General features: G+C 40.7%; 15 protein-coding genes. 3 read left to right on the top strand and 12 right to left on the bottom strand.

Annotated features, from left to right (window positions below; all coding sequences use genetic code 11):
* Position 1: 1 nt before the first annotated feature.
* The 6 genes from J9537_RS12090 to J9537_RS12115 form a co-directional block, all read right to left on the bottom strand.
* The gene (locus J9537_RS12090; protein ID WP_010745500.1) at positions 2-760 is read right to left on the bottom strand and encodes a CpsD/CapB family tyrosine-protein kinase; all 759 of its coding nucleotides are present in this window, start codon (positions 758-760) and stop codon (positions 2-4) included.
* A gap of 13 nt (positions 761-773) precedes the next feature.
* Positions 774-1562, bottom strand: a complete 789-nt coding sequence (locus J9537_RS12095) for a YveK family protein (RefSeq protein WP_010745499.1) — start codon at positions 1560-1562, stop codon at positions 774-776.
* A gap of 14 nt (positions 1563-1576) precedes the next feature.
* Positions 1577-2422, bottom strand: a complete 846-nt coding sequence (locus J9537_RS12100) for a hypothetical protein (protein WP_010745498.1) — start codon at positions 2420-2422, stop codon at positions 1577-1579.
* Between the two features lie 15 nt (positions 2423-2437).
* Positions 2438-3085 carry a class D sortase gene (locus tag J9537_RS12105; protein ID WP_028020521.1) on the bottom strand — a complete coding sequence of 216 codons (648 nt, stop codon included), beginning with the start codon at positions 3083-3085 and terminating at the stop codon, positions 2438-2440.
* 28 nt (positions 3086-3113) lie between these two features.
* Positions 3114-3725: a hypothetical protein gene (locus J9537_RS12110; RefSeq protein ID WP_010745496.1), complete on the bottom strand. Its 612-nt coding sequence runs from the start codon at positions 3723-3725 to the stop codon at positions 3114-3116.
* 863 nt (positions 3726-4588) lie between these two features.
* Entirely contained in the window at positions 4589-5584 is a 996-nt protein-coding gene (locus J9537_RS12115) for a TPM domain-containing protein (protein WP_010745495.1), read from the bottom strand.
* Between the two features lie 299 nt (positions 5585-5883).
* Here J9537_RS12115 and ahpC point away from each other — a divergent pair, with 299 nt between their 5' ends.
* Together ahpC and ahpF are read left to right on the top strand one after the other, a co-directional pair.
* Positions 5884-6447: an alkyl hydroperoxide reductase subunit C gene (gene ahpC, locus J9537_RS12120; protein ID WP_010745494.1), complete on the top strand. Its 564-nt coding sequence runs from the start codon at positions 5884-5886 to the stop codon at positions 6445-6447.
* A 99-nt stretch (positions 6448-6546) separates the two neighbouring features.
* A complete protein-coding gene (gene ahpF, locus J9537_RS12125) occupies positions 6547-8079 on the top strand; it encodes an alkyl hydroperoxide reductase subunit F (RefSeq protein WP_010745493.1) in 1533 nt (510 codons plus the stop codon).
* 67 nt (positions 8080-8146) lie between these two features.
* On the opposite strand, the gene spx is transcribed toward ahpF, so the two are convergent.
* Positions 8147-8572 (bottom strand): transcriptional regulator Spx, encoded by a 426-nt coding sequence (spx, locus tag J9537_RS12130; RefSeq protein WP_010745492.1) that lies wholly within the window; start codon positions 8570-8572, stop codon positions 8147-8149.
* Positions 8573-9057: 485 nt separating this feature from the next.
* Entirely contained in the window at positions 9058-9990 is a 933-nt protein-coding gene (locus J9537_RS12135) for a helix-turn-helix transcriptional regulator (protein WP_218256178.1), read from the bottom strand.
* A 116-nt stretch (positions 9991-10106) separates the two neighbouring features.
* Here J9537_RS12135 and J9537_RS12140 point away from each other — a divergent pair, with 116 nt between their 5' ends.
* Complete coding sequence (locus tag J9537_RS12140) at positions 10107-10736, top strand: type 1 glutamine amidotransferase family protein (RefSeq protein ID WP_010745489.1); 630 nt, start codon at positions 10107-10109, stop codon at positions 10734-10736.
* A gap of 207 nt (positions 10737-10943) precedes the next feature.
* Here J9537_RS12140 and J9537_RS12145 read toward each other — a convergent pair whose 3' ends face one another.
* The 4 genes from J9537_RS12145 to J9537_RS12160 form a co-directional block, all read right to left on the bottom strand.
* Positions 10944-12140 (bottom strand): 3D domain-containing protein, encoded by a 1197-nt coding sequence (locus J9537_RS12145; protein ID WP_010745488.1) that lies wholly within the window; start codon positions 12138-12140, stop codon positions 10944-10946.
* A 195-nt stretch (positions 12141-12335) separates the two neighbouring features.
* Positions 12336-13115, bottom strand: a complete 780-nt coding sequence (locus J9537_RS12150; RefSeq protein ID WP_010745487.1) for a putative ABC transporter permease — start codon at positions 13113-13115, stop codon at positions 12336-12338.
* 90 nt (positions 13116-13205) lie between these two features.
* Entirely contained in the window at positions 13206-14165 is a 960-nt protein-coding gene (locus J9537_RS12155; RefSeq protein ID WP_071875956.1) for an AraC family transcriptional regulator, read from the bottom strand.
* Between the two features lie 30 nt (positions 14166-14195).
* The gene (locus J9537_RS12160; protein ID WP_010745485.1) at positions 14196-15014 is read right to left on the bottom strand and encodes an oxidoreductase; all 819 of its coding nucleotides are present in this window, start codon (positions 15012-15014) and stop codon (positions 14196-14198) included.
* Between the last annotated feature and the right edge of the window lie 268 nt (positions 15015-15282).

Consider the following 15282-nt stretch of genomic DNA (forward strand, 5'->3'; position numbering starts at 1 on the left):
CTTACTTCCCTTCCGTTCCATAATAGTAATAAGAGTCTTCCCCTTGCTTCTTACCGTTATAGACGACTCCGATAATTTTGGCTTTGACCATATCCAATAATTTCTTTGCTTCAAGAATGGCTTGTTTATTGGTCTTGCGTTCACGAACGACTAAGATCGTTCCGTCAACGTAAGAGGACATGATTTGCGCATCTGTCACTGTCACTACAGGCGGCATGTCAAAGATGACTAGATCAAAGGACTCCGTTAATGTATCCACCAGCTCCTGCATCCGTTTTGAGCTTAATAACTCAGATGGATTGGGCGGTGTAGGTCCACTTGGCATCAGGTATAGATTCTCGATTTTTGTTTCGATCAGTCTGCTGCCAATTTGTGTATTGCCTTGTGTCAGATAGACGTTCTCCACGTCAGTTTCTGTCAAGAAGCTGGCATGAGCCGCATTGCCTTCTGTTAGATAGTTGCTTAGACCGTTCACATTAGGCACCTTAAAGCTCAATGCGATATTTGGTTTTCTCAAATCGGCATCGACTAACACCACTCGGCTGCCTGCATTGGCGAACACAACTGCCAAATTAGAGGCTGTTGTTGTCTTTCCTTCTGAAGGGCCCGAGGATGTTACAACAAGGGATTTGATTTTCTTATCTGCTGAAGAAAACTCGATATTGGTCCGAATCTTACGGTATTGCTCAGCTGCGGTTGAGAAGGGATTGATCGCCGTGATCAAATCCACTGGTGTGATTGCTTGTTTCTTTTTCGCCATCTAACTGTTCCCCTTACACACGTTTTCGATTACGAGTCGGCACTGTTCGTGTCCCTCGTTTGTCGTTTTGGTTTTGTTGTGGAGTCGGTGCGGCTCCGCGATTTTCAAACAATTCTTTTTTGCTTATCTCAGATACCTGACCAAGGATTGGCAACTCTAGTGCTTCAATGATAAAGCGTTCATCTTTTACGGTCTTATCTAGCAGCTCTGTAAGGAATGCAAGGCCGACACCGAGCATTAGACCTACGACTGCGCCGATCAACAGGTTCAGCTTATTGTTTGGAAAAACGGCCTTAGACGGCACGACCCCTTTGGAGGTGATCGTTACTTTGTTGACCGCTAATACATCTTCCGCTTTTTCTTGGAAGGTAGTCGCTGTAACATTGGCGATCGTTGCCGCTTTACGTGGTTCCGGTGAGGTCGCGACAATTTGGAACATTTGCGAGTTCTGCGCCTGCTCCACTTCGATCATGTCTTTTAATTCCGCGTTGCTATAGCTGTACTGGTATTCACTTTGCAGCTCCTTTTGAACCGCGTCGATAACGATATCCCCTTTGATCATGTCCTTATATGTATTGATCAGTAATACATTGCCATTGATATCATTCTGCAGATTCGTATTGGTTCCTTCTGATTGATTGTTTTGCACGATCAGCTGTGCGGCTGAATCGTACTTAGGCGTAATCAAGAAAAAGGTAACGACTGCCGCAAGACCGATGCCGGCAATGGTTGTCATCAGAATCAGTAAGGCTTTCTTTTTTAATACTTGAAATAATTCTTCTAAGCTGATTGTTTCTTCCATCTTTTTTCCCTTCACTAACGAACGTTATGTATTTTTTTGGCGCGCATTCTCTCACTAAGCAACACCAGGAGCAGCGCTAAAACAGTCAACGCTAATCCGACAAAAATAAAACTTAAATTAAACGCTTTGATATAGCTGGTCACAAAGGTATACAATCCTTCTGATGTGATCCCTAGTCGTTCAATGACTCCGCTAAAGTAAATAATCGTTGGTAAGACCACCATCATCAGCCCAGCTCCGAGAAAAGTCACACTGCCCCAGCGCACCTTCTGATGCTTCATCTTAACCATCAATAGCAAGCCAAAGAATACTAAGATGAAGGCCACGCCCACGATAATCAAAATCATCGTCAGAGCCGATTGAAAGGCCATTACTTTCTTGCCATAGCTTAGTAAATATGGAATCTCGATAAAGTTCGCGTAATTTTTCGTCGCGCTATTTGCTAAGTTGTTCAAATTACTTTGAACCGTCTCATCCACCGCGATATTTTTTTCTTGCGCGTATTGATTGACGTTCTTCAAGATATTGTTCTTGATCTCATCTTCCCCCTGAAGCTCAAAGGGAACCTCTTGGTAGATACTGCGAATATAGTTCTCTACGTTCGTAGCAACTGTTTTTTCTGGAACGACATCGGCTAAGATTTCTGGCGGGATATTACTTCCCCGACCTAAGTCTTGGATGCTTTCTGTCATGTCCTTACGAATCGTCTCGATGTATCCTGTTTCACGAACCTGCTTAATCATAAAGTTCTGATTGAACAGCGTCATACGAATACAGATCAACGTCAATGCAGCAAAGAGGAGTAAAGACCCGATAAATGCTAAGATCCATCGTGGAACGTTTCGTGTCGCTTGTTTCATACTTTGTCTTTCCTCCTACTCATTTCCATTAATAATCGGTCCTGAAACATATTCTCCGATGGCAAAAAGCCGTTCGTCTGTCAGCCCCAAGCTATCTAAGGGGTAACAGGTGTAGAGAATGATGCGTCGATCGTTTCGTTGATAGATCATCTCGTCGATTTCTTTGTCTGTCTTGTTTCTAACATCTAGTCGCGTGATGCGATAGGTGTAATTGCCGTAGGTCGTCTGAACCTCGATCGTATCGCCTACTTGAGCAGCGCCTAACTTGCCGAAATCATCGACATTGTGTCCGCCGATCAGTGACGTCCCCAGTTCCCCAGGGTATACCGAGCCCATGAATTGACCCGCGCCTTGCCTTAAAATTTCTTCGGTATCTCCGAAATATAGAGGAACATCCAGTTGTACTTTATCTATCTTCACTTTGCCGAAAAGCTGTCCCCCCACTGGGTAATTGACCTTACTTGATGGAAGTTCATTCTTTTCATTGGTAGGAATCTTTTTATTGTCCACAGCCTTAAATGTCTGTTCCGTCGCCTCAAACTCGGGAGTATCTGTTAATAAAAATAATTGGATAGAAGAAGTGACAAATTGGATTACAGGTCTTCCTATGACGTACATCAGAGAATAGCCGATAACCAGAAAGATGATCGGAGCGATCAACATCGCTCCAACCCTCTTCAGCCTAGAAGTACTACGCAAGTTTCTTACGTCCTACTACAAATGCACCTGCTGCAACAAGTAGTAAGCTTGCGAAAGAAATTGCACTAGACAGATGTGTGATACCTGTCTGTTTCACTGCACCACCTGATGAGTAGACTGTACTACTTGCTGGTTTTCCAGTAGTAGTCGTCCCAGATGAACTTGAACCTAGATTCGTTCCAGTGATTGTGTAGCCACCAGGATAGAAATTGACGGTCAAACCTAAAGCAGAAGCTGCTACAGAGATGACGTCCTTCAATTGGTTTCGGGTACTCAAAGGTAGCGCTTTAATCAACTGTTCAACAGAAGTGATATTTGAAGCATCCACACCTGAAGAAGCAATGATTGAGCGTACTTTTTGAATTTGCGCTACAACTGTGTTCACTTGATCTGCAGAAAGATCATTTTGTTTCAAATAATTTTCTGCATGCGTACGTTCGTTCGCTCTAACAGTGAACGTCTTTCCACTAACAGTTACACCTTGGTCTAATTCCGTCAGAATCCGTTGTTCATCAGCAGTGATGGCACCATCCGCATGAGCGCTTGGCCCAACAAACAAAACCACCGCGATGAGTGCAATTAACCCACTTACAATTTTCTTCATCTACATACCTCCCTTACTAAGTATTTATGTTACCAAAGTCACAATTCAGCAGAAAAAAAATCAAATTTTCCGCTGAATTTAGTATACTTTCTATTACAAAAAAAAACAATGGAATTCACAATTTAATTTTATTCCAAAAATTACAGAGTTCAAAATGATGAAAATCACGATAATAATTTTACATTAATTTGATATTATTAAAAATAAAACCATTTTCTTTATAAAATAAAAATATTATGGAAATAACCGATATAATCCTTCTGATCTTTAGCTATTTAACTAAACTGTCTTCATTTCAAATTATTGAATTCAGTATTTTTTTATCTCCTTTTAATTATTTAAAAACTTTAAGCGGCGCACTTAATTGAATTGATCCAGCTTTTTAGAGTTTTCTATAAAATAGCAGACTTATAAGTATAGTATAGGCTTTGAAAAGTGCTTTATTTTGAAGATTTTTCGCGTCTTAAAGAAAATATCAATCAAGAGTATTTTTCTTTCATGTTTCCGCTATCAATTACGTTAAATTTTGTTCTGTAAGTCATCATTTTTTTTACTACCAGAAACTTAGAATAACGCATAGCACCAATGAAAAACAGCGTTATTTGAAAATAAAGAACCCTTTTTTTTAAATAGATTTTAAGAGAAAAAATTTTCCTCTTGTTTCACCCAATTTGTGAAAAAAATTTCAAAAATAAGGTTTTATTCCTTTATTATCGTAATTATTTTCTAGGTGTCATTCCTTCATTTCCTTACATTTTTGACCAAAAATAAATAGGTATGGAACGTTAACTGAACATTCCATACCTATTTATTATCTATTTTTAAAGCTGCCTTACATCTTTCACCACAATTGGTCCATCGCATTACCAGTCAGAACTTGCTCCACCACCACCAGAGCTGCCGCCGCCCCAAGAATCACTGCCACCTGAATCGCTGCTGCTGGAGCTGCTGCTCGTCCACATGTCTCGATGATGATAATACACGGAGTATTTCTGCATCTCTTTCTTTTTACTCCATAGAAGTTTCCATAAAGTGAGCGTTCCAAAGGCATAGGTAAAATCATAATACAGCGGACGTTTGCGCTTTAGTTTGCCGTATCGCTTTTTAATAGCCTTTCTCGCTTCTTCAACCGGCGGTTCTTTACTATGGATTATTTTTCTTGTGGAATAGCGTTGATATTTGGGATCTGCATCCTTTAATCGATCCTTCAGTTCCACCGCAAAGGCTTTGCGAGCCTTCCGATAGATAAATAGCTTATTCAACGGTGTCGAGATGAAAGCGTAGAGGATACCTAAGCCAATAAGTACTGGACCTATCCGTTCCGTAATGATCTCCCAAAGTGATAATCCGGCAAATATCCCTGGTGAGAAATCCTTGACCGTCTTGTTTCCTTCTAAAACATCGTTGATATTCGCCGCCACGATCGAGACGCCTGCGTCATAGTTCTCCTCGCGGAATTTCTCCTTGGCTTCCTCGTTCATGAGGTCCATCGCCAATGCGTCAGGAATCGTTTCCTCCAGTCCATAGCCGACTTCGATCCGCTGTTTTCGATCTTTTACAGCGATGACATACAAAACACCAGAATCATGTTCCTCATCACCTACTCCTAATTCGTTGAATTTCTCATTCGCATAAGACTCGATGGATTTTCCGTCTGGTAATTCGCTCAGGGTAACGACCGCGAATTGCGGCCTCAGCTCGAGTTTCTTGTATTTCTGATTGTATTGATTGATTTCTTCTTTTGTTTCAGCACTTAAGACATCTGCGTGATCTTCTACATAGATATTTTCTCCATAAGCAGTCACGCCGCAAAAAAGTCCGAAAATGACCAACGAAAAAAAATAAAGTACCCGCTTCATTTTCTCACCCGCTTTTCCTTTTTCTTAATTATGCCGACTCTTGAGGGGCAATGCAATCGCTTTTTTCTAAAGCTTCCTTTGATTTGGAAAAGAAAAAACCGATAATCAAATTCATTATTGAAAATTTTTTTCTCTTTTTTGGATAAATAGTTTTAAAAAACTACCAAAAAAGCATTTACAATAGAATCGTATTCTGTTTATAATTATTTAAAATAAGAGGGAGAAAGACTTAGCTTTTTCAAAATTCCTTTTATCAATTAAGAGAAAATTTTCTCACTATTACTCAGGAGGGTACATTCATGTCATTAATTGGAAAAGAAGTTGAAGCGTTTCAAGCACAAGCCTATCGTCAAGGAAAATTTGTCGAGATTTCTGATGAAGCCTTAAAAGGAAAGTGGTCCGTTGTTTGTTTTTATCCAGCAGATTTTACCTTCGTTTGTCCGACAGAATTAGAGGATTTACAAGACCAATATGAAAAATTACAAGAACTAGGAGTCGAAGTATACTCTTGTTCAACCGATACTCATTTCACTCACAAAGCATGGCATGACACGTCAGATGCTATCGGCAAAATCAATTACACGATGATCGGTGATCCGTCTCATCATATCTCTCGCATCTTTGATGTTTTAGATGAAGAAGCAGGATTGGCTCAACGCGGTACCTTCATCATCGATCCAGATGGCATCGTGCAAGCGATGGAAATCAATGCAGATGGGATCGGCCGTGATGCAAGCAGCTTAATCGATAAGATTCGTGCTGCGCAATACGTGCGCACCCATCCAGGTGAAGTATGTCCTGCGAAATGGAAAGAAGACGGCGAAACGTTAAAACCAAGCTTTGACTTAGTCGGCAAAATTTAAATTTTTAGTGGCCCTTCTGCTAATCTTGCCTCGGCGCGATTGTCAGAAGGGTCTGTACTATGAAGAATGACGATATTTCATGAAAGTAAAGGAGCCTTTATGTTAGATAACGAAACGAAAGAACAGCTCCAACAATACCTAGCTTTGTTGGAATCAGAGATTGTCTTTTCTGCGAGTTTAGATGAATCAGACGACTCAAAAAAAGTGCAAGAGTTTCTGACCGAAGTGGCAGAAATGGATGCAAAGATTATTATTGAAGGAAAAAGTTTAACCCGCACACCTAGCTTTGAAATCAATCGAAAAGATGCAGAAGCCAGCGGCATCATTTTTGCCGGCCTACCAATGGGACATGAGTTCACTTCCTTCATTCTTGCTTTGCTGCAGGTTGGCGGTCGTGCACCGAAGATTGATGACAACGTCGCACAGCAAATCAAATCGATAGATCGTACGTTGAACTTTGAAACCTATGTCAGCCTCACCTGTCATAATTGTCCTGATGTGGTCCAAGCCTTGAACATTATGGCTGTATTAAATCCGAAAATTGCCCACACTATGATCGAAGGCAGCATGTACCAACACGAAGTCGATGAAAAAGAGATTATGGCTGTGCCAACTGTCTTGTTGAACGGAGAGACTTTTGACAGTGGTCGGATGACCATCGAGCAAATCATCGAAAAAGTCAGCGGACCAATGAGTGCCGATGAATTCGCCGACAAGGAAACCTTTGATGTGCTTGTCATCGGCGGCGGTCCAGCAGGTGCGAGCTCCGCGATTTACGCCGCACGCAAAGGAATCAAGACAGGCATGGTCGTTGAAACCTTTGGTGGTCAAGTGTTAGAAACATTAGGCATTGAGAATGTGATTGGTACTCCTTACGTGGAAGGTCCGCAATTGATGCGGCAAGTGGAAGATCACGTGAAGCAATATGACGTGGATATCATGAAGGGGCAACGTGCCAAGTCCATCCAGAAAAACGACTTGATCGAAGTTGAATTGGAAAACGGCGCACAGCTAAAAGCGAAGACCGCGATCCTTTCAACCGGCGCTCGTTGGCGTGCGATCAACGTTCCTGGTGAAAAAGAATTCAAGAATAAAGGTATCGCTTATTGTCCGCATTGTGACGGCCCTCTATTTAAGGATAAGGAAGTCGTAGTGATCGGCGGCGGAAACTCTGGAATCGAAGCAGCGATTGATTTGGCTGGATTAGCCAAACATATCTATGTTTTGGAATTCTTACCAGAATTGAAAGCTGACCAAGTCCTGCAAGACAAGCTATACTCCCTTTCTAACGTCACAGTCATTACGAACGCAGCGACAAAAGAAATCACAGGGTCTTCCCATGTTGAAGCATTGACTTACACGGATCGTTTAACGAACGAAGAACATACCTTGAATGTTGAAGGTGTCTTCATTTTGATCGGACTTATGCCAAATACCGAATGGCTATCTGGTACTGTTGAGTTGAGTGACCGCGGTGAGATTTTAGTAGATAAGCATGGTGCTACCAACGTAGATGGAATCTTCGCTGCAGGCGATTGTACTGACAGCGCCTATAAGCAAATCATTATCTCTATGGGATCAGGTGCGACTGCTGCTCTCGGAGCCTTTGATTATTTGATACGTCAAACTTAAAAAATAATCCCCCGTCGGTTCTTCCCTAACAAAAGAACGGGCGGGGGATTTATCTATAATGATGTCTTTATGCAAGACTTTCTTTTTGTAAATCTAAATAAAGCAGGACTCTAGCCATTTTTTTTGACGTTACTCGACGAACTTCTCGTGGGATAAATTGGTGGATCTCATCTTCGTTGAAGCCTACTTGGAATTTGGTCTCATCAAAAATCAGTGGACGTCTCAATAGACTTGGGTGCTCCTCAATGATATCGACAAGCTCACTTAATGATAGCTCATCAAAATCAATATCTAGTTTTTCATAAACCTTCGATCGTGTGGAAATAATTTCATCGGTACCCGTTTCCGTTAGTGAAAGAATTTCTTTGATTTCATCTGTTGTAAGAGGGTCAGACATGATATTCCGTTCTTCAAACCTCAATCCATTTTGCTTTAACCAAGCTTTTGCCTTCCTACAAGAAGTACAACTAGCTGAGACATATAATTTAATCATTTCACATACACCTTTCTGCTTTTTCATTTTAAGTAACAAGAGTTATTCTACACATATTACGATACAACATTTTTGGTTCAGTGTTAAATATCCTACGCATCAAAGTGTTGAAAAAAGACATTTAAACTTCAAAAAAGCGTGCTTTTCATAACTAAAAACGATACTTATTATAAATAAGGTATATATACTAATGAGTAATGATTGTAAGGCATATACGCATTTTACGCAAAATGATATAAAAAATTTTATAACAGTTGTAATATTCCATCATTCTGTTTACTCAATAATTTCTTTGACAATGTAAAAGATGATTGTCGCGAAAAAATGCGCTTTATTTTATAAATTTCTTTATTTTTCTGCTTTATTTTGTCTAAACGAATAATATATTCTTCAACTAAATAAAAAATTATTTGATTCATTGTTATCTCGAAAAGTTTGAATAGTTGTCCTTAAGTATCTGATGCGTTAGACTTGGGAGTTTCTTTTTAGCTCTCATATAAAACAGCGAACTCCTGAATTCTGCGTTTCATTTCTTTGCGTATGTTCAGCGGCTCCAAACATTCACACTTACTCCCAAAGCTTAAGAGAATAGAATAGTAATAATCATTTTCTATGAAGGGAAAATAGACCAGATAATACTCCCCCTCCTCAGGTATAAAATCCTCGTCGGCACAAAAATCTCTCACTCTATCTAAAATCGACTGATGAACCCGAAGAGTGATTTTTGTTTGCATCGTCTCCAGAATAGCGTCAAACTCTAGCTGTGGTTTTTGAAACTCGCGAGGTGAGAATACGATGTCTTTTATTTGCAGGTTGGTTATACGCGATAATTTGAACAAGCGAAAATCATTTCTTTTAAGGCAATATCCCTGAAAATACCAATGACTGTCCTTTAATAGTAGTTGATACGGCTCAGCGGTTCGTGTCGTGTTGTTTCCATGGCGATCTGCATAGTCAAACGACAGGATTCGATTCTCCTCGATAGCCTTTTTTAATTTATCTAAATGGGTATGGATACTCTTATGCCCCATCCATGGACTTAAATCTACGTATAATTGATTGGATTTTGTTTCAATATCAGACGCTCGATCAGCCGGTACAAAGCTCTGTACTTTTGCAAGAGCATTCACCAGTTCGTCTCCTCTTACCATATTCGATAGGCTTGTGAGCCCCATTAAAATGGCTGAGAGATCCGAGCTCGAAAAGACTTTCTTATCCATCTTGTATTGCTGCATAATTTCAAGGCCGCCGCCTACTCCTGGAATTGCATGAACTGGAATACCCGCCATATTGATCGAATCAATGTCACGATAGATCGTACGCGTCGATACTTCAAACTTCTCCGCTAACGCCTGTGCGCTGATCCTTTTTTTATCAAGCAAAAGTAAGATGATGCTAACCAGCCGCTCCACCTTCATTTTTTTACCTCCTTAAACTATTTCTTTTTGTCAGTGTAGATTGTTGACATACTGTTGTCAACAATTGCTAGGTATACTGTGAGTAAAGAATCAAATAAATCTTATGGAGGAATTTTATGATTACAATTTACGTATATGTTCTGGATACTTTAGCTGACTGGGAGTTGGGGCCTGTTACCTCAGAATTGAACTCTGGGCGATTTTTCAAAAAAGACGCTGCTCCACTAGCACTCAAAACTGTGAGTCATTCCAAAGAAGCGGTTCAAACAATGGGCGGAATGACGATCCTTCCAGATTGCTTGATTGATGATATTAGATTGGATGAAAAAAGCGTGTTGTTATTGCCAGGTGCAGATACTTGGAATGACTCAAAGCATCATGCCATTATTGAAAAAGCCAGTGCACTACTTGCTGCTGGCGGTACAGTGGGCGCTATCTGCGGTGCTACTGCGGCACTAGCGAACGCTGGACTTTTGAATGATCGCACACATACTAGTAATGGGCCTGGATTTTTAGAAATGGTCGCTCCAACCTATAAAGGGCAAGAGTTTTATATTGATGAACCAGCAGTAACTTGCAATAATCTTATTACAGCAAGCTCTACTGGAGGTTTACAGTGGGCAAAGCAGATCCTTGCACATCTGGATGTCTTTCAACCAGATACATTAGACGCTTGGTATGACTATTTACATACAGGAAATCCTGAATATTTCTATGCTCTGATGGGGTCTTTGCCGAATAAATAGGAAGGAACTAGGGGGCTCAGCTTTAAGCTAGCTGCGAAAAGTGGAACTCGCAGCTAGCTCATATCAGATGAAATCATTTTTCGAAAATCGTGAAAAATGAGTCTTGTTTTCGTGCGCATAACATTTTTCTAATCTGCTAAAGCAGAAAGAAAAACTGTCAAAAAGAACCGTTTGAAATCTTTTGATTTCAAACGGTTCTTTAACTTCTTAACTGATTACTGTTACGGTTACTGAACGGCGTCCCCATTGGATACATTGTTCAACCGTTGGGAAATGGCAATCGATAATGTTGCCTTTGATTGCGCCGCCTGTATCTCCAGCGATGGCAATGCCATAACCAGATACCTCTACCATTGATCCTAGCGGAATCACACTTGGATCAACAGCGACAACTTGAGAGTTTTGACGTAAGTCGATCCCCATCGCTGTAAAGTACGTGTTAACGGATTCTGCACATGAGTATCCAGTAGATTCCATTTGCATCGTACGTCCAGACGTTGTCGGTGTGGTAGGCTCTGCGGGTTTCGCAGGTTCTTGTTTAGGCTGTTCACTTGTTTGAGTCGTTGATTGTTGTGAACTTGAAGCAGATGCAGCCGGTTTTGAGGCTTGTGCAGAAGATTGTGACGAAGCTTCTGCTTGTGCCTTTTGCTGCGCTTGGGCTGCAGCTTTTGAAGCTTTCTCTGCTTCAGCAGCTTTGGCCGCTTCGGCTTCCTTCGCTTCTTTTTCTGCTTGCTCTTTTTGAGCTTTTTCCGCAGCCTGACGTGCTTTTTCTACTTCTTTGTCTTGGCTGATCTTTTCTAAGCTAGTTTTGTTCTCTGCTAACTCTTGTTTCAAGTTCGCCATTTTACTATCTAGCTTTGTCGTTTCAGCTTCAAGGCTTTGACTATCTTTTTTTAATTGGGCTTGTGTTTTTTCTTGTGTTGCTTTTAATTCTGTTAATTTATCCTTGGCTTCACCTAAGCTGGCAACTTTCGTCTTCTCTGCGTTTTGGATGACAGACATCGCAAATGCGCGATTCAAAAATTCTCCAAGGTCTTTTGATTCCAGTAACGCGTTAATTGAACGATCTGTCATGCCGCTGACCTGCGCATTCTTCATCCGCTCAGCGATCGCCTCTTTGCGTTGCTCGATCTTTTGTTCTGTTTCTGTTATTTCCGCTTTGGTCTTTTCCAAAGTCGCTTCGTTTTCGCTGATCTTTGTTCGAATGTCGTTAACCTCTTGATACTTTTCATTGACATCGTTCAACGCGATCTGCAACTCACCGCTGATTTTGTCGCTTTGACGCGAAATTGCGGATTCTTTCTTATCTAACTCATTTAGTGACTCTGCATGTGCAAAGACTGGTAAAAGTACGTTAGCACCCAACAATAGTGTGGCAACGAACCCAAACGTTTGCTTTCTCACTTTAAAAGTCCACCTTTCTATTTACCCTTCGTCATTATACGAAAAAAAAAGGGACTTTTTGTTTCATCCATATTACATTTCATTACAAAATGAAGCGTATTTTAGTAACATTTGTTTTATTTCTATCGAAAACTATAAAAAAAGAGAGTCCTTTCAAGCATTGAAAGGACTAATTTTTGTCATATTTTTGTAATATTATTTTTTCCGCAACTCTTTAGATAACTCCCGAATCTCCATTAATGGGCTCTTTAACTCTTTCGATTTCATATTTGGGAAGCTGTTTAAAAAGCGACGCTCTTGAAAATTCAGCTTCGGCAGCTGTTTACGCCACTCTGGCTGCTCTTTGATCTCTGTTAACCAGCCCTGACGACGTTCTTCCGCCGCGACCTTCAACTCTCCAAGATCGGTTTGCAGCTGCTCCTTCTTCTCTTGGATTGTAGTACTCATCTTGTTTAGTGCTTGGCGTAATGAAGCCAAGTTCGCTAAGGTAAATCCTAAATCAAAACTAGTCACCATTAATAGAATCAGCGGCAAAAACATTCCAAAGCGCTGTTGCCAACCGATGACTATGTTCATTAAATAAGGATTCAAAACGCGGACGATAAACACACAGGCAAGACCCCAAAAAATGGATACTGGTACGGCCACTCTGCCATTGATGTTTAATGGTACTTCCTTATAATCCCATAAGGTTAAATGAAAGATCTTTTCCAACAAGAAGCTCGTCAGATATTCTAAGGCGGTTACCAAGAACAATGCTAAGAAAAACAGCAGGACGATATTCTGTTGGTAGGGCTCAATCAAATAAAGCACGCCCACCACCCCAAAACCATAAATCGGTGTAATCGGTCCTAACAAAAAACCGCGGTAAACAAAATGCTTGGCCTTGATCGAACAATAGATGGTTTCCCATAGCCAGCCAATAAATGAATAACAAAAAAATAAGAGCACAACGATTGTAAAAATTTGTTCCATTCTTTTCCTCCCTAACAAAGCTGATAGATGATCCTAATTATTCCATGGATAGCAAGAAATTACCAGCTTCAGGGGTAGGCCATTCACCCATTACGCCTTTCGCACGTCAGAAATGGTCTTTCCTGTCCAATTTTTGAAGGCTCTGGCAAAGGAGCTGGATTCTGTGTAGCCCAGTAAATAAGCGACATCAATCGTGGGTAAAGTTGTTTCACTTAAGTAGCGTTCAGCTAATCCTTTTTTTGTTAATTGGACTTGTTCATTAAATGTGGTGTCTTCTTCCGCTAATTTTCTTTGGAGATTTCGAGGACTCATGCCAAAGGAACGACTGACTGTTTTTAAGCTGCATTGCCCGCTGGGGATGACTGTGAAAAGCTCCTTTTGAAGCAGCTCTGTAAAAGTCTCAGCGATTGAAAAGGACTGCAATCTCCGCTTCAATTCTGGCTCCAAATATTCTAGCATTGGATTGTTTTGAGTATAAAAGGCTTTTTCTAGATCCTGTCGTGAAAAGACCAAACAATTCCTTTCACTCCAACGAGGCTCTATTCCGATATATGCCTTGAGCTCCTTCCCATAACTAAATGGACTTTCAATTCTAAGAGGCTTGATCGTTGCGTCCTTCGTGCCTGATCGTAATAAGCTGATCAGCAATAGCTGCTCGTTCAAAATTGCAAAGCGCGGAAGCTCACCCTGACCACTCAAAAAAGAGAAATGAATATTAAGTCTATCAGAAGTTGGATCAAGCGCTACTTTCACTGGGCCCACTAGCTGTTTATACGTTGCAAAACGCTCAAGCGCCTCCTTTCCATTTCTCGAAGACAGTGCTGCAAAAAATGGCGGGATGAAAGAATGAAGATGCTCGATTTGGCTGAACTCCAAAAGCTGCTGGTCTGTCGTCTCTTTGTCTAACTCCTGAAATAGACGCAGATAATCAGCTGATGACAGCTCTAAGTGTCCCTTCCAAAGTACATTTGGGATGTTGGCTCTTTTTAACAACGCTTCAATCGGCAACCCTAGACTGCGAATAAACATCTGAAACTGTTCAGAAACCATTAATTTCAACAGAGGCACTCCCTTCAATCCTTAACTAATATTTTTAATTATCCTATCAAATAGGCGTACTGGCAAAACCAGCTTAAGAAAAACAAGTGGCTTTGCAGCAAATCCGATTAAATACCGTGGTTTAGGAACCCGCTGATTCACGGACCTAAGAATTGTTTTAGCAACTAGTAGAGGATTCGAGCCCCAATTAGACAGATACTGCTGCTTGATCCCTCTGGCCTTTTCACCAGCTATTTCCTCATAAGCTCCGCCTTCAGCTGATGCCGCCAAATGATCCGAAGCAATGATTCCCCAATCGGTTTTTATGACTCCAGGCTCAATCAAGGAAACTTCTATGCCAAAATCTCTTACTTCCATTCTTAGAGCATCACTGAATGCTTCAAGTGCATATTTGGTTGCATGATACCATGCCCCGAAGTACGTTGTAAATCGGCCTCCCATGGATGAAATATTGATGATTCGACCAAAGCCCCGAGCACGCATATGTGGCAAAATTAACTGCGTTAATCTCGCTAAACCAAATAGATTCACTTCAAATTGTTGTCTCGCTTCCATAATCGCAATATCTTCCACAGCACCTAAAGAACCATAGCCAGCGTTATTGATCAGAATATCGATCCTTTCTTCTTTGTCTATAATTTGCTGAACAGCCTTTGTAATCGACTCCTCTTTCGTGATATCCAAGTAAATACTTTCTACACCTAAAGCTTTTAATGAAGAGATTTGTTCTGTTCTTCGCGCAGCCCCATAGACCTTGTACCCATTTTCAGCAAGTAACTTTGCTGTTTGATACCCTATTCCGCTACTAGCGCCTGTAATCAATACGATTTTTTCTTTCATTTTCTCCTGCCTCCTTCTCTTAAGCTAACTATATGAAAATGATCCAGTAGAGGGAATGACAGAAGGCGACAAAAAAACAACAAAGGACGACAAAAAACGGGTTTCCTATTCTATGAGTAAAACACATTTTTGAAATATTACCGTTTAGGCTTGTTTTTAAGACTAGAAGCTTATATCATTTTTATAAGGAAAAGTTTTTATTTCCATACGCATTATCACATTATCTGTGTTTTTTTAACGAAAACATTTTGAATTTCCACAGCAATTG

It is taken from the genome of Enterococcus raffinosus (assembly GCF_019175485.1).
Lineage (GTDB): Bacteria > Bacillota > Bacilli > Lactobacillales > Enterococcaceae > Enterococcus_A > Enterococcus_A raffinosus.

Bases quoted from the DNA above. Each gene is read 5' to 3' on its own strand.
- J9537_RS12090 (WP_010745500.1), bottom strand. From the start codon at position 760: ATGGCGAAAAAGAAACAAGCAATCACACCAGTGGATTTGATCACGGCG.
- J9537_RS12095 (WP_010745499.1), bottom strand. From the start codon at position 1,562: ATGGAAGAAACAATCAGCTTAGAAGAATTATTTCAAGTATTAAAAAAG.
- J9537_RS12100 (WP_010745498.1), bottom strand. From the start codon at position 2,422: ATGAAACAAGCGACACGAAACGTTCCACGATGGATCTTAGCATTTATC.
- J9537_RS12105 (WP_028020521.1), bottom strand. From the start codon at position 3,085: ATGTTGATCGCTCCGATCATCTTTCTGGTTATCGGCTATTCTCTGATG.
- J9537_RS12110 (WP_010745496.1), bottom strand. From the start codon at position 3,725: ATGAAGAAAATTGTAAGTGGGTTAATTGCACTCATCGCGGTGGTTTTG.
- J9537_RS12115 (WP_010745495.1), bottom strand. From the start codon at position 5,584: ATGAAGCGGGTACTTTATTTTTTTTCGTTGGTCATTTTCGGACTTTTT.
- ahpC (WP_010745494.1), top strand. From the start codon at position 5,884: ATGTCATTAATTGGAAAAGAAGTTGAAGCGTTTCAAGCACAAGCCTAT.
- ahpF (WP_010745493.1), top strand. From the start codon at position 6,547: ATGTTAGATAACGAAACGAAAGAACAGCTCCAACAATACCTAGCTTTG.
- spx (WP_010745492.1), bottom strand. From the start codon at position 8,572: ATGATTAAATTATATGTCTCAGCTAGTTGTACTTCTTGTAGGAAGGCA.
- J9537_RS12135 (WP_218256178.1), bottom strand. From the start codon at position 9,990: ATGAAGGTGGAGCGGCTGGTTAGCATCATCTTACTTTTGCTTGATAAA.
- J9537_RS12140 (WP_010745489.1), top strand. From the start codon at position 10,107: ATGATTACAATTTACGTATATGTTCTGGATACTTTAGCTGACTGGGAG.
- J9537_RS12150 (WP_010745487.1), bottom strand. From the start codon at position 13,115: ATGGAACAAATTTTTACAATCGTTGTGCTCTTATTTTTTTGTTATTCA.
- J9537_RS12155 (WP_071875956.1), bottom strand. From the start codon at position 14,165: ATGGTTTCTGAACAGTTTCAGATGTTTATTCGCAGTCTAGGGTTGCCG.
- J9537_RS12160 (WP_010745485.1), bottom strand. From the start codon at position 15,014: ATGAAAGAAAAAATCGTATTGATTACAGGCGCTAGTAGCGGAATAGGG.